This window comes from Streptomyces sp. NPDC006711, assembly GCF_042869775.1.
In the GTDB taxonomy this organism is placed as follows: Bacteria; Actinomycetota; Actinomycetes; order Streptomycetales; family Streptomycetaceae; genus Streptomyces.
Window position 1 is genome coordinate 758,707 of record NZ_JBIAGO010000001.1, and the last position, 12,411, is coordinate 771,117.

Consider the following 12,411-nt stretch of genomic DNA (forward strand, 5'->3'; position numbering starts at 1 on the left):
CCGTCCGTGCGCGGCCGCACAGGGGCGGCCGCTTCGAGCGCGCGTCCGCGCGAGGCCGCCCCTGACTAACGTACGGAGGCGACGGGTAAGGGGCGCCCGCCAATAGCGGACGCCCCTTACCCGTGCGGGCTGCGAGCGGCGCCGCGCCGGCCCGCCGTGCTCACCGGGCGAGCAACTGCTCCAGCGCCACGGCGATGCCGTCGTCGTCGTTGGAGGCCGTGATCTCGTGGGCCACGGCCTTCAGCTCGTCATGGGCGTTGGCCATCGCCACTCCGTGCGCGGCCCAGCCGAACATCGGGATGTCGTTCGGCATGTCCCCGAACGCGATGGTGTCCGCCGCCTTGCGCCCGAGCCGGCGCGCGGCCAGCGAGAGCCCGGTCGCCTTGCTGAGACCGAGCGGCAGCAGCTCCACGACGCCCGGCCCCGCCATGACCACACCCACCAGGCTGCCGACCACCTGCCGGGTGATCCCGGCCAGCGCGTCGTCGTCGTACCCGGGATGCTGGATGTAGACCTTGTTCAGCGGGGCCGCCCACAGCTCGGCGATGTCGTCGATCGGGTGGTAGGGGAGCGGGCCCTCCTGGACCTGGTAGCCGGGGCCGATCAGAACGTCCCCGTCGAGCCCGTCGCGGCTCGCGGCCAGTGCCACGGGGCCGATCTCCGCCTCGATCTTGGACAGGGCGAGCCCGGCGAGCTGGCGGTCCAGCGTCACCGACGTCAGCAGCCGGTGCTCGCCGGCGTGGTAGACCTGCGCGCCCTGACCGCACACCGCGAGCCCGTCGTACCCGAGGTCGTCGAGGATGTGCCGGGTCCAGGCCACCGAGCGGCCGGTCACCACGATGTGCGCGGCGCCCGACGCGGTGGCCGCGTCCAGCGCGTCACGGGTGCGCCGCGAGACCGTCTTGTCGGAGCGCAGCAGCGTCCCGTCGAGGTCGGTCGCGATCAGCTGGTACGGGAACCGGCGTTCCCCGGCGGTGCTCACTTGGCGATCGGCTCCAGGACCTCGCGGCCGCCGAGGTAGGGGCGCAGCACCGCCGGCACGCGCACCGAACCGTCGGCCTGCTGGTGGTTCTCCAGGATGGCCACGATGGTGCGGGGGACCGCGCACAGCGTGCCGTTCAGGGTGGCGAGCGGGGTGACCTTGCTCTTGCCGTCGCTGGTGTCGCGCATGCGGACCGACAGGCGCCGGGCCTGGAAGCCGTCGCAGTTGGAGGCCGAGGTCAGCTCGCGGTACTTGCCCTGGGTCGGGATCCACGCCTCGCAGTCGAACTTGCGGGAGGCCGAGGCGCCGAGGTCACCGGTGGCGACGTCGATGACCTGGAAGGGCAGTTCGAGCGCGGTCAGCCACTGCTTCTCCCAGTCCAGGAGGCGCTTGTGCTCGTTCTCGGCGTCGTCCGGGTGGACGTAGGAGAACATCTCGACCTTGTCGAACTGGTGGACCCGGAAGATGCCCCGGGTGTCCTTGCCGTAGGTGCCGGCCTCGCGGCGGAAGCACGGCGAGAAGCCGGCGTAGCGCATCGGCAGCTTGTCGGCGTCCAGGATCTCGTCCATGTGGTACGCCGCGAGGGGGACCTCGGAGGTGCCGACCAGGTAGTAGTCGTCCTTCTCCAGGTGGTACACGTTCTCCGCGGCCTGGCCGAGGAAGCCGGTGCCCTCCATGGCGCGCGGGCGCACCAGCGCCGGGGTCAGCATCGGGATGAAGCCGGCCTCGGTGGCCTGCGCGATCGCGGCGTTGACCAGGGCCAGCTCAAGGAGCGCGCCGACACCGGTCAGGTAGTAGAAGCGCGAGCCCGACACCTTGGCGCCGCGCTCGACGTCGATGGCGCCCAGCGCCTCGCCGAGCTCCAGGTGGTCCTTGGGCTCGAAGCCCTCGGCGCCGAAGTCGCGGATGGTGCCGTGCGTCTCCAGGACGACGAAGTCCTCCTCGCCGCCGACCGGTACGTCCGTGTGGACGATGTTGCCGAGTCGCAGGAGCAGCTGCTTGGCCTGCTCGTCGGCCTCGTTCTGCGCGGCCTCCGCGGCCTTGACGTCGGCCTTTAGCTGCTCGGCCTTCCTCAGGAGCTCGGCGCGCTCCTCGGGCGTGGCCTTGGGGATGAGCTTGCCGAGCGACTTCTGCTCGGAGCGCAGCTCGTCGAAGCGGAGGCCCGAGGACCTGCGCAGCTCGTCGGCGGAGAGCAGGGCGTCGACAAGGGCGACGTCCTCTCCACGGGCGCGCTGGGAGGCGCGAACACGGTCGGGGTCCTCACGGAGCAGGCGAAGGTCAATCACCCCTCCAGGCTACCGGTGCGCACTCCCGCCGCCCCACCGGTATATCCCCAGCGTGCCGCATCAGCGTGGCGCTTTGTCCGTATTGACCGAATTAGGGATGCTGGCGTCCGTCATTCCCGAGCAGGGGTCAAGGAAAGCGTCGCTATTCCCTGAAAAGAGGCGCTTTCCGGACACTCGTTGACCGACTCCCTTGCGGTGCACCGGACTTGTCCACAGCGGTGGACGCGGCCGGAAACTTATCCACAGGCTGTGTGGGAGATCTGTGGACCGCGGAAGTGGCCATTCCGAAAACCGCGTGCGGGCTCGGGATTCCTCTCTCAAACCCCTTACACCCACTCATTCGGGTGGGAATTGCTCGCTCTAAAGAGTTGATCAACGGAATTGGGGTGACAGAGGATGCCCGGGTGACCTGTGGACTGATGTGTCGTCACTAGAGGGATTTGTCGACTGTGTCCGATTGCGTTGTCGACTTACCCACAGGTCGAGAAGCGGGTCTGTGGATAACTCTGTGGACAGCGAAAATCAGCAGGTAGGACCGGACGCCGGGACGCCCGCGCAGCTGGGGACAACCCGCTTCCGGTGCCTACGGGCGGCCGTCCTGGCAGCGGGCCAGCCACTCGGCCGCCTCCACGAACTCCGCGTCCGAGGTCCCCGGCCTCGGCGGCCGTACGTCGTCGAGCGTCACCTCGGCCCTGGGGTACGAACCGAGGAAGCGGACCTCCGGGCAGACCCGGCGCAGCCCCATCAGCGCCTCCCCCACCCGGCGCTCCGAGATGTGGCCCTCGGCGTCGATGGCGAAGCAGTAGTTACCGATGCCCTGACCGGTCGGCCGGGACTGGAGCAGCATCAGGTTGACGCCGCGCACCGCGAACTCCTGGAGCAGTTCGAGCAGTGCGCCCGGGTGGTCCTCACGCTGCCAGATGACCACCGAGGTCTTGTCCGCGCCGGTGGGCGCCGCCGGACGGGCCGGGCGCCCGACGAGCACGAAGCGGGTCTGCGCGTTCACGGCGTCGTGGATGTCGGTGATCAGCGGTTCGAGGCCGTACGTCGCCGCCGCGAACTCGCCCGCGAACGCCGCGTCGTAGCGCCCCTCCTGCACCAGCCGGGCACCGTCGGCGTTGGACGCGGACGACTCCCACAGCGCGTCCGGCAGGTTCGCCCGCAGCCACTTGCGCACCTGGGGCTGGGCGGCCGGGTGCGCGGTGACCGACTTGATGTCCGCCAGCTGGGTCCCGGGGCGGACCAGCAGCGCGAACTTGATGGAGAGCAGCACCTCGCGGTAGATCATCAACGGCTCGCCCGAGACCAACTGGTCGAGCGTGGTGGTGATGCCGCCTTCCACCGAGTTCTCGATGGGGACGAGCGCCGCGGCCGCCTCCCCGTTGCGCACCGCGTCCAGGGCGGCCGGCACGGAGACCATGGGGACCAGTTCGCGGGTCGCGGCCTCGGGCAGGGTGCGCAGAGCGGCCTCGGTGAACGTGCCTTCGGGACCCAGATAGGTGTATCGCGTGGCGGACATGCAGGTCACACTAATGGCCCGGCGCGGCGCGCACCCGTCGCTTCGCGCGATGCCCGCGTTCCGGTGAAAGGGGCTCTCCGCCCGGGTTTGCCGGCGAAAGCGGCCCCTCCAGGTTCGCCGGCGAGGCGGCCCCTTTGGCGCCGGTCACGACTCCAGGAGCCGCTGGCCCACGTACTCACCGGGCCGGGGCCCGCCCGGCACCGCGAACAGGCCGCTCGACTCGTGCCGCACGAACGCCGACAGCGCGTCGCCCCGGTCGAGCTTGCGCTGGACGGGCACGAAGCCCCTGAGCGGGTCGGCCTGCCAGCAGACGAAGAGCAGTCCCGCGTCCGGGGACCCGTCCGCCGCGACGCCGTCGTGGTAGGAGAAGGCGCGCCGCAGCATGGCCGCGCCGCCGTTCTGCTCGGGGGCGGCGATCCGGGCATGGGCGTTGGCCGGGATGACGGGCTTGCCGTCCGGGCCGAACTTGTCGAGCTGCATCGCCGACGTCTCCGTACCGCCCGTGAGCGGGGCGCCGTCCGCCTTCCTGCGGCCGATCACCTGCTCCTGCTCGGCGCGCGGCAGCTTCTCCCAGGTGTCCAGCAGCATCCGGATGCGGCGGACGACCGCGTAGGAGCCGCCCGCCATCCACGCCGGCTGACCGGAGTCCGGTACGAAGATGCGCTGCTCGAAGTCGGCGTCCGCGACCTTGGGGTTGCCGGTGCCGTCGATCTGGCCCATCAGGTTGCGGGCGGTCATCGGCTTCTTGGTCGCGCCCGGGGTGCGGTTGAAGCCGTTCATCTGCCAGCGGGCCTTCGCCGCGGTGCCCGCGTCGTGCTGGATGGCGCGCAGCGCGTGGAAGGCGACCAGCGCGTCGTCCGCGCCGATCTGCACCCACAGGTCGCCGTTCGAGCGCTGGGGGTCGAGCTGGTCGGAGGAGAAGTCGGGCAGCGGGTCGAGCTGGGCCGGACGCCGGTCGGCGAGCCCCGTACGGTCGAAGAAGCTGTGGCCGAAGCCGAAGGTGAGCGTCAGCGAGGAGGGGCCGGCGTCCAGGGCGACGCCGGTGTCGCCGCCGCCCGTGACCTCGCCCGCCATCAGCGCCTTGGCCGTCTGCGACCAGCGCCGCATCAGGGCGGCCGCCTCCTTGCGTCCGGCGCCGGGAGCCAGATCGAAGGCGATCAGGTGGCCGGTGGACTGGAGCGGGGTGCTGATCCCGGCCTGATGTTTCCCGTGAAACATCACCTCCGTGGCGCCGACCGACGTCAACGGGCTGGTGTCGTCCGGGGTTTCCACAGCCGCGTAGACGCCGGCGCCGCCCACCGCGCCCAGAGCGAGTCCGGCCGCGCCCACCCCGCCCACGGTGCCGAGCAGTCTGCGCCGGGAGATGTCCAGGGCGGGCCCGGTGGCGGCCGGGTCCCGTCCGGTCTTCTCGGCGGAGGTGCCGGCCTTGGCGGGCGTGGCCGTCTGGGCGGACTTGGCCTGCGCGGCTTTCTTGGTCTCGCTCATGTCAGTTCTACTCAGCCGATCTTGACGTTCTTGTCCACGGTCGTCTCGTCGATCTCGGAGGTGCGTACGGTCACCGAGATCTGCCAGTCGCCCGCCATCGGAAGCTGCACCCCGCTCGCGCTCCAGTGGCCTGCGGCGACGCGGTCGGGCACGACGGGCAGCGGTCCCACCGACTTGGCGGCCAGCGTGAAGGCGACCTTCACCTCGGGGGCGTCCTTCGGTTTGCCCGCCGGGTCCGTCAGAGAGACGTTCAGGTCGTTGGCGCCGGTGCGGCCCGGGTCGAGGGTGAGTTCGGCGGTGCCCTTGCCACCGGGGCCGCCGGTGTCGAACGGCAGCCGGATGTCGACGGGCCGGTCCGCGACGGCTACCTGCGTTCCGGCCTTCGCCCGGTCCACGGCCTCCTGCGTGCGGGCGGGCTCGGTCGAGGTCAGCACGGTCGTGACGGCCAGCAGCACCACGGCGACACCCGCCTCGGCGAGGACCGTGCGGCGCAGGCCGCTGCGCCCGGTGTCGGCGTCGCGGGCCCGCTTTTCGCGTGCGGTGCTCATCGCGGCCGCCTGGCGCGCGAGTTGGGCGGCCCGCTTGGCGTCCTTGCCGTCGTCGGGGACGGTGACGGGCTCGGGCTCGCTCACGCGCTGCCCGGCGATCGCGGTGCTTTCGGCGGGTTCGGCGGGTTCGGTGGTTGTTTCGGTGGTTTCGGCGGGCGGCGCGGCGCGCTCGGACAGGCTCGCGGTCCAGCGCCGCGAGCGGGACGCGGCCACGAGCATGACGGCGACCAGGGCGACCTTGAGGAGCAGCAGCCGCCCATAGGTGGTGTCGGTGAGCGCCGGCCAGGTGCCGACCTGCCGCCAGGCCTGGTAGAGGCCGGTCGCGGCGAGGACGCTCACGCTGACGAACGCGAGGCGTGAGAAGCGCCGTACGGCCGCCCGCTCGATGTCCGGGGCGCGGTACAGGGCGACGAGCAGGGTGGCGAGTCCGCCGAGCCAGCCCGCGACGGCCAGCAGGTGCAGCACGTCGACGGGCATGGCGACACCGGGCTGTAGCCCCGTGGAGGCGTGTTCGGCCAGCGCCCAGGTCGCGGCGAGTCCGGCGGCGACCACGGAGCCGCCGACGGCGAGGCCGAAGGTGAGGTCCTGCTTCTCGGCCTTCTGATGCTCGTCCTCGCGCTTGGCGTACGCGCCGAACAGGACGGCGACGAACAGGGCGGCGGCGCCGAGCAGCAGCAGCCGGGAGACGAGGGCGGCGCCCGGCTTGGTCTCAAGGACGGCCCGCAGCCCGTTGAGGTCGAAGGCGTCCGCGAGCCTGCCCGAGCCGGTGTAGGGGGTGCGCAGCAGGAGCATCGCGAGCGTGGCGGCCGTCATCGTGAGCCAGCCGCCGACGACGACGCGCTGCACCGGGGCCGCGCCCGCGCCCCGGCGCCAGCAGGCGAGCACGAAGGCCGCGCCGCCCACCAGGAGCACGAAACCGGCGTACGCCGCGTACCGCGCGATGCCGTACAGGGCGCCGACGAGGCCGCCGCCCGCCTCCTGGTCGGGCAGGACGGCGGCGGTCGCGGAGGGGGCCCCGATGGAGAACGTGAAGGCACCGGAGACGGGGTGGCTGTCGGCGGAGATCGCCTGCCAGGCCACGGTGTAGGTGCCGTTGGGGATGCCGGTGCGCAGCCGTACGCCGTACTTGACGATGTCGCCGCTGCACAGGTTGACCAGTTCGGCGGTGTCGGAGCGCTTGCCCGCGGGGTCGAGGACGCGGATGGAGTTGGCGTCGAGGGCGACGCCCTCGGAGAAGGTGAGGGCGACCTGGGCGGGGGCGGTGGCGACCACCGCCCCGTCCTTCGGGTCGCTGCCGGTGAGTGCGGCGTGCGCGGACGCGGGCACGGCGCCCGCGAGGAGCGCGCCGAGCAGCGCCACCGTGACGAGCAGCAGCCGGGTCAGGGGCCTGCTCGCGGTGGTTCGAAGGCGGGGGGCGGTGGCCGTCATGTCAGTGCCTCAAGTCCCTCTGGAACGCCTCAGTGGTGCTTCGGGTTGTAGGTGGCTTCCTTCACCGGAAGGTCGACCTTGACCGTGCCTGCCTTCTCGAAGTGCAGCTCGACGGCGACCTTGTCGCCCTGCTTCGGCTTCTTCTTCAGACCCATGAACATGATGTGGCTGCCACCGCGTTCGAGGTCCAGCTCGCCGCCGGCGGGGATGTCGAAGGACTTCACCTCCTGCATCTTCTGGTCCTTCGTCGCGTGGATCGTGACGTCGTCCGACAGGTCGCTGGTGACCTTGGTGAGCTTGTCGGGGGTCTTGCCGTCGTTCTTGACGACGAGGAAGCCGCCGGCCATGTCGCTGGTGGGCAGCGGCATGAACGCGTCGCTCACCTGGAGCTTCGGCTTGGCCTCGGCGCTCTCGGAGCAGCCCGCGAGGGCGAGGCCCGCGGACAGGGCTATGACGGCGGCGACGGCGGAGCGGGCGGTGCGGGTGGTGCGGCGGTTCACGGGTTCTCCCCCTTGATGATCTTCGGCAGGTCCTTGGTGTAGTCGGCGACGGTGGCGTCCTCGCCGTACAGGACGTAGCCCTGGTCGGTCTTGGGGGAGAAGGCGATGACCTGGGCCCCGTGCATCGAGACGACCTTGCCGTCCTTGTCCTTGGTGGCCGGGTCGATGCCGATGCCGATGGAGCGGGCGCCCTTTTGGATGGTGGCGAAGTCGCCGGTCAGGCCGATGAAGGACGGGTCCTGGCCCTTGAGCCACTTGCCGAGCGAGGCGGGGGTGTCGCGCTCGGGGTCGGTGGTCACGAAGACGACCTGGAGCTTGTCCTGGTCGGCCTTGGGCAGCGACTTCTTGGCGACGGCGATGTTGCCCATGGTGAGCGGGCAGACGTCCGGGCAGTTGGTGTAGCCGAAGTAGATGAGCGTCGGCTTGCCCTTGGTCTCGGCGCGGAAGTCGAACTTCTTGCCGTTGGTGTCCGTCAGGACGAAGTCGGGCTTGGCGAACGGCCGGTCGAGCACGGTCGCGGCCTGGGTCTTCGCGGAGGCGGAGACATCGGCGAGGGGACTGTTCGAGCCCCCGTCACCGCTGCTGCCGCACGCGGTCAGGGTGAGCGCCGCTGCCACCGCGAGGGCGGCGGCAGTCAGCGCGGTCTTGGTGCGCATGAGGTGATGTTCCGGTCTTTTCCGGTGGAAGGAGTGCGGGGCGATTACGCGGAGCGGCGCCGTCCGGCGAACACGCCGAAGGCCACGCCGGCGGCGCCGACGACGATGCCCACGACGGCAAGGATCCGCGCGGTGTTGTCGGTGTCCGATGAGGACGTGGCCGCGGTCTTCTGGGCGGTGGCGCTCGTGTCGGCGGCGGGAGCGGCGCCGCCCTGGCCCGCGGCGGCGGTCAGCTGGAGGGTCGGCGCGGGGTTCGCGGGCTCGGCCGCGCCCTTCTTCGCCTCCTCGATCCAGCGCACGACCTCGTTGTTGTCGTACGTCTGGAGCGCCTTGAAGACCAGCTGGTCGGTGTCGGTGGGCAGGGAGCCGACGGACAGCGGGAACTTCTGGAACTGGCCGGCCTCGATCGCGCCGCCGCTCCACGTCACCTTGGTGACGGCTTCGTTGATCTGCTTGCCGTGCACGGTCAGCGGCTTGTCGAGCTTGGACTTGGTGACCTCGACGTTCCAGCCCGGCACCGGCTGCGGCATGACGGACGCCAGCGGGTGGTCGGTCGGGAAGTCGACCTCGAGCTTGACGGTCTTGGCGTTGTCGCGCTCGTTGGGCACCTTGAAGTCGACGACCGCGTAACCGCCCTTGGCGGCCGCTCCCTCGGGCTGCACGGTGACGTGGGCGAAGGCCGTTCCCGACAGCAGCAGGACGGAACCGGCGGCGAGGGAGCCGACGAGGGCGATACGGGTACGCGAACGGAAGGCGTTCATGGCAGTGACACTCCAGTGAGCGGAAAGGGTGGGGACGGCCACCGCGCACGGGTGCGCGGGGCCCCGCGACACCACTCCTGCGGTACGTGAGGGGAGTGGGCCGCGTTCAGGCCGCGAGGGCGTACGCCGCGGGCGGCCCGCGCCTGATCACCGAGTGCTGAAGTGCCGCCCCGGGCAGGGGAGGTGTCGCGCGGGGGCCGGCGAGCGGGACGCGCGGGCCCTGGCCCTCGGCCGCGAGGAGCCCGGCGCACAGGGCGCGCGCGAAGGACAGGGCGCGGCGCAGGGAGCGCACGGAGGCGGTCTCGGCCGCGATCGTGACGGACTCGGCGGCCAGACGCACCGCGCCGAACAGGGCGGCCTCGCCGCGCCGCAGCAGCCATCCCGTGACCAGCGCCGCCAGCAGGTGGCACAGCAGCATGGGGAGCGAGGGCAGCAGGGACGCGGCGAGGGACGCGGAGTGGGCCGGGGTCCCGCCGGATCCCATGATCATGCCGGGCATCAGGTCGGCCATCCGCGCCGTGCCGGGCACGGTGGCGTGGCCGGCGTCCGCGATCCTGGCGGGGTCGATGCCCGCGTCGCTCACGATGCGCCGGGCGTCGGTCGCGCTGAGCGGTGTCGCGCCCGCGCCGCAGAGCAGGTGCCCCGCGAACCGGATCAGCGGCAGGTCGCCGGTGGAGCCGTCGCCGGAGGCGGCCGCCGTGTGCTGGCCCACGCCGAACAGGGTGTGCAGGCCGAGCTGGCCGGCCGCGAGGGCGCCCGCGATGGAGGACAGGGAGCGTTCCCGCCCGGCGAGCGGCGCCACGACCGCGAACAGTCCGAGGAAGCCGGCGAGCAGCGTCCACCACGGCACGCTCGCGCAGGCCGCCATGGCGTGTCCCATCGCGGACAGCACGACGCAGACCGCGGCGAACACCGCGGCCCTGAGCAGCCGGAGCCCGGCGCCTGCTGGGGCGTGGAGGGAAGACATGGCGGGGCCATCATCGCACTGCGCTTACCCGCCCCATACGCCAGGTCCCAAACGTCGCCTTTGGCTGGGGGCGGCCGGTACGGCGTGATCTTTCCTGCCGATCGGACGATACGGAGGAGGAGGTTCAGGGGGCTTTACACCGGCGTGCGGGGCACGTACATCCGCCGAACGGGCGCCATCACGTCAAGAGGGCGCTTACGAGTGAGTGGTTGCGGCAATACTGCGCCCGTGGAGAGAAGGGCCCTGACGAGCCGCAGCGCCGCAGCCAGGAGGCTGGAGCATGAGCATCTGGTGGTCTCTGCACTTGCGGCGCGAGGCCGCGAGCGTGCCGCTCGCCCGTCGTCTTCTGCTCGGCGCCATGGAGAGCGCCGGGGTCGATCCCGACGTCTCCTACGACTTGTCGGTCGCCCTCACCGAAGCCTGTGCCAACGCGGTCGAGCACGGCGGGGACACGGTGTCGGGGGGTGAATCGGCGGCGTACCGGGTGACGGCCTATCTCGACGGCGAGAAGTGCCGCATCGAGGTCGCCGACTCCGGCCCGGGCTTTCCCGTCCGGCGCGCCCGGCGCACCACCACGGCGCCCGCCAGGACCGGCTGTCTCGCCGAGCACGGCAGGGGCCTCGGTCTGATCGAACAGCTCGCCGACCACGTGCACTTCAGGAACCGGCCCGGCCGGGGCGCGGTGGTCAGCTTCGACAAGATCCTCAAATGGCGCGAGGGCGCGCTGCTCGAGGTGGGCTGAGCGGCGCGCCCCCGGGCGACGAGTGGAGCGGGGTCAGGCCTGCTTGACCTGGGCCATCCACGCCTCGACCTCGTCCGCGCGGCGCGGCAGCGCGGCGGAGAGGTTCTTGTTGCCGTCCTCGGTGACCAGGATGTCGTCCTCGATCCGGACGCCGATGCCCCGGTACTCCTCGGGCACGGTCAGGTCGTCCGCCTGGAAGTACAGGCCCGGCTCGACCGTCAGGCACATGCCCGGCTCCAGGTCGCCGCCGACGTACGTCTCGGTGCGCGCGGCCGCGCAGTCGTGGACGTCCATGCCGAGCATGTGACCGGTGCCGTGCAGGGTCCAGCGGCGCTGGAGGCCCAGTTCGAGGACCTTGTCGACGTCCAGGTCGCCGAGCAGGCCCCACGCGACCAGGTGCTCGGCGAGCACGCGCTGGGCCGCGTCGTGGAAGTCGCGGTAGGCGGCGCCCGGCTTCACCGCCGCGATGCCGGCCTCCTGGGCCTCGTACACCGCGTCGTAGATCTTGCGCTGGAGCGGCGAGAAGGTGCCGTTGATCGGCAGGGTGCGGGTGATGTCGGCGGTGTAGAGCTCGTTGGTCTCCACGCCTGCGTCGAGGAGCAGCAGGTCGCCGGAGCGGACCTCGCCGTTGTTGCGCACCCAGTGCAGGGTGGTGGCGTGCGGGCCGGCCGCGCAGATAGAGCCGTAGCCGATGTCGTTGCCCTCGACGCGGGCGCGCAGGAAGAACGTTCCCTCGATGTAGCGCTCGCTGGTCGCCTCGGCCTTGTCGAGCACCTTGACGACGTCTTCGAAACCGCGGGCGGTCGAGTCGCACGCCTTCTGAAGCTCCGCGATTTCAAACGCGTCCTTCACCAGGCGCGCCTCGGAGAGGTACACGCGCAGCTCTTCGTCGCGCTCGGCGGTCACCTTGTCGGCGAGCGCGGCCTCGATGGCGGCGTCGTGACCCCGTACGCAGCGGACCGGACCCGTGGCGTCGCCCAGCGCGGCGGCCAGCTCGCGGACGTCCCTCGCGGGCAGCCCGAGCAGCTGCTCCGCCTCGGCCAGGGAGTGCCTGCGGCCGACCCACAGCTCGCCCGTGCCGGACAGCCAGAACTCACCGTTCTCGCGGTTGGAGCGAGGCAGCAGGTAGATCGTCGCCTCGTGGCCCTCACCGGTGGGCTCAAGGACGAGCACGCCGTCCTCGGTCTGGTCGCCGGTCAGGTACGCGTACTCGGTCGAGGCGCGGAAGCTGTACTCGGTGTCGTTCGAGCGGGTCCTCAGGTTGCCCGCGGGGATCACCAGACGCTCGCCGGGGAAGCGCCGGGAGAGCGCGGCGCGGCGGTCGGCGGTGTGACCGGCCTGGGCGATCGGTTCGAGGCCGTGCAGCTCGGTGTCGGCCCAGCCGTTCTTCATGTTCTCGGCCAGCTCGTCGGACACGCCCGGGTACAGGCCGTTCTTCCGCTGCTGGATCGGCTTCTCGTCCGCTTCGTCCCCCGGGGTCTCCGGAGTGAGCTGGTCCGCCACGGTCTGCCTCCACTTGGTACGACGTCGCACTCCC

The 12,411-nt window shown here is 71.5% G+C and carries 11 protein-coding genes; 1 reads left to right on the forward strand and 10 read right to left on the reverse strand.

Annotation, left to right across the window (positions count from 1 at the left end):
- Window positions 1-160: 160 nt before the first annotated feature.
- The 9 genes from ACFYM2_RS03330 to ACFYM2_RS03370 all read right to left on the reverse strand — a co-directional run bounded on the left by ACFYM2_RS03330 (window position 161) and on the right by ACFYM2_RS03370 (window position 10,132).
- Window positions 161-982 carry an HAD family hydrolase gene (locus tag ACFYM2_RS03330; protein ID WP_388832876.1) on the reverse strand — a complete coding sequence of 274 codons (822 nt, stop codon included), beginning with the start codon at window positions 980-982 and terminating at the stop codon, window positions 161-163.
- The gene (serS, locus tag ACFYM2_RS03335) at window positions 979-2,268 is read right to left on the reverse strand and encodes a serine--tRNA ligase (protein WP_358997923.1); all 1,290 of its coding nucleotides are present in this window, start codon (window positions 2,266-2,268) and stop codon (window positions 979-981) included. Before serS ends, ACFYM2_RS03330 begins: the two co-directional genes overlap by 4 nt.
- A gap of 583 nt (window positions 2,269-2,851) precedes the next feature.
- Window positions 2,852-3,787: a prephenate dehydratase gene (gene pheA / locus ACFYM2_RS03340; RefSeq protein WP_350231539.1), complete on the reverse strand. Its 936-nt coding sequence runs from the start codon at window positions 3,785-3,787 to the stop codon at window positions 2,852-2,854.
- 144 nt (window positions 3,788-3,931) lie between these two features.
- The gene (efeB, locus tag ACFYM2_RS03345) at window positions 3,932-5,272 is read right to left on the reverse strand and encodes an iron uptake transporter deferrochelatase/peroxidase subunit (protein ID WP_388832880.1); all 1,341 of its coding nucleotides are present in this window, start codon (window positions 5,270-5,272) and stop codon (window positions 3,932-3,934) included.
- Between the two features lie 11 nt (window positions 5,273-5,283).
- Window positions 5,284-7,248, reverse strand: coding sequence for a copper resistance protein CopC (locus tag ACFYM2_RS03350; protein ID WP_358997929.1), 1,965 nt, complete (start codon window positions 7,246-7,248; stop codon window positions 5,284-5,286).
- 29 nt (window positions 7,249-7,277) lie between these two features.
- Window positions 7,278-7,748 carry a copper chaperone PCu(A)C gene (locus ACFYM2_RS03355; RefSeq protein WP_358997932.1) on the reverse strand — a complete coding sequence of 157 codons (471 nt, stop codon included), beginning with the start codon at window positions 7,746-7,748 and terminating at the stop codon, window positions 7,278-7,280.
- On the reverse strand, window positions 7,745-8,404 hold the full coding sequence (locus tag ACFYM2_RS03360; protein WP_350231543.1) for an SCO family protein: 660 nt from the start codon (window positions 8,402-8,404) through the stop codon (window positions 7,745-7,747). The genes ACFYM2_RS03355 and ACFYM2_RS03360 overlap by 4 nt, the downstream gene beginning before the upstream one ends.
- 44 nt (window positions 8,405-8,448) lie before the next feature.
- Window positions 8,449-9,165 (reverse strand): YcnI family protein, encoded by a 717-nt coding sequence (locus tag ACFYM2_RS03365; protein ID WP_388457654.1) that lies wholly within the window; start codon window positions 9,163-9,165, stop codon window positions 8,449-8,451.
- Window positions 9,166-9,271: 106 nt separating this feature from the next.
- Window positions 9,272-10,132 carry a hypothetical protein gene (locus tag ACFYM2_RS03370; protein WP_388832884.1) on the reverse strand — a complete coding sequence of 287 codons (861 nt, stop codon included), beginning with the start codon at window positions 10,130-10,132 and terminating at the stop codon, window positions 9,272-9,274.
- A 280-nt stretch (window positions 10,133-10,412) separates the two neighbouring features.
- Between ACFYM2_RS03370 and ACFYM2_RS03375 the strand changes: the two genes are divergently transcribed.
- Window positions 10,413-10,874: an ATP-binding protein gene (locus tag ACFYM2_RS03375; protein WP_388457658.1), complete on the forward strand. Its 462-nt coding sequence runs from the start codon at window positions 10,413-10,415 to the stop codon at window positions 10,872-10,874.
- A 33-nt stretch (window positions 10,875-10,907) separates the two neighbouring features.
- Here ACFYM2_RS03375 and ACFYM2_RS03380 read toward each other — a convergent pair whose 3' ends face one another.
- On the reverse strand, window positions 10,908-12,377 hold the full coding sequence (locus ACFYM2_RS03380) for an aminopeptidase P family protein (RefSeq protein ID WP_388457660.1): 1,470 nt from the start codon (window positions 12,375-12,377) through the stop codon (window positions 10,908-10,910).
- Window positions 12,378-12,411 lie beyond the last annotated feature (34 nt).

Excerpts from the sequence above, each read along its gene's own strand:
- ACFYM2_RS03365 (WP_388457654.1), bottom strand. The coding sequence starts at position 9,165 with ATGAACGCCTTCCGTTCGCGTACCCGTATCGCCCTCGTCGGCTCCCTC.
- efeB (WP_388832880.1), bottom strand. The coding sequence starts at position 5,272 with ATGAGCGAGACCAAGAAAGCCGCGCAGGCCAAGTCCGCCCAGACGGCC.
- pheA (WP_350231539.1), bottom strand. The coding sequence starts at position 3,787 with ATGTCCGCCACGCGATACACCTATCTGGGTCCCGAAGGCACGTTCACC.
- ACFYM2_RS03350 (WP_358997929.1), bottom strand. The coding sequence starts at position 7,248 with ATGACGGCCACCGCCCCCCGCCTTCGAACCACCGCGAGCAGGCCCCTG.
- ACFYM2_RS03370 (WP_388832884.1), bottom strand. The coding sequence starts at position 10,132 with ATGTCTTCCCTCCACGCCCCAGCAGGCGCCGGGCTCCGGCTGCTCAGG.
- ACFYM2_RS03360 (WP_350231543.1), bottom strand. The coding sequence starts at position 8,404 with ATGCGCACCAAGACCGCGCTGACTGCCGCCGCCCTCGCGGTGGCAGCG.
- ACFYM2_RS03375 (WP_388457658.1), top strand. The coding sequence starts at position 10,413 with ATGAGCATCTGGTGGTCTCTGCACTTGCGGCGCGAGGCCGCGAGCGTG.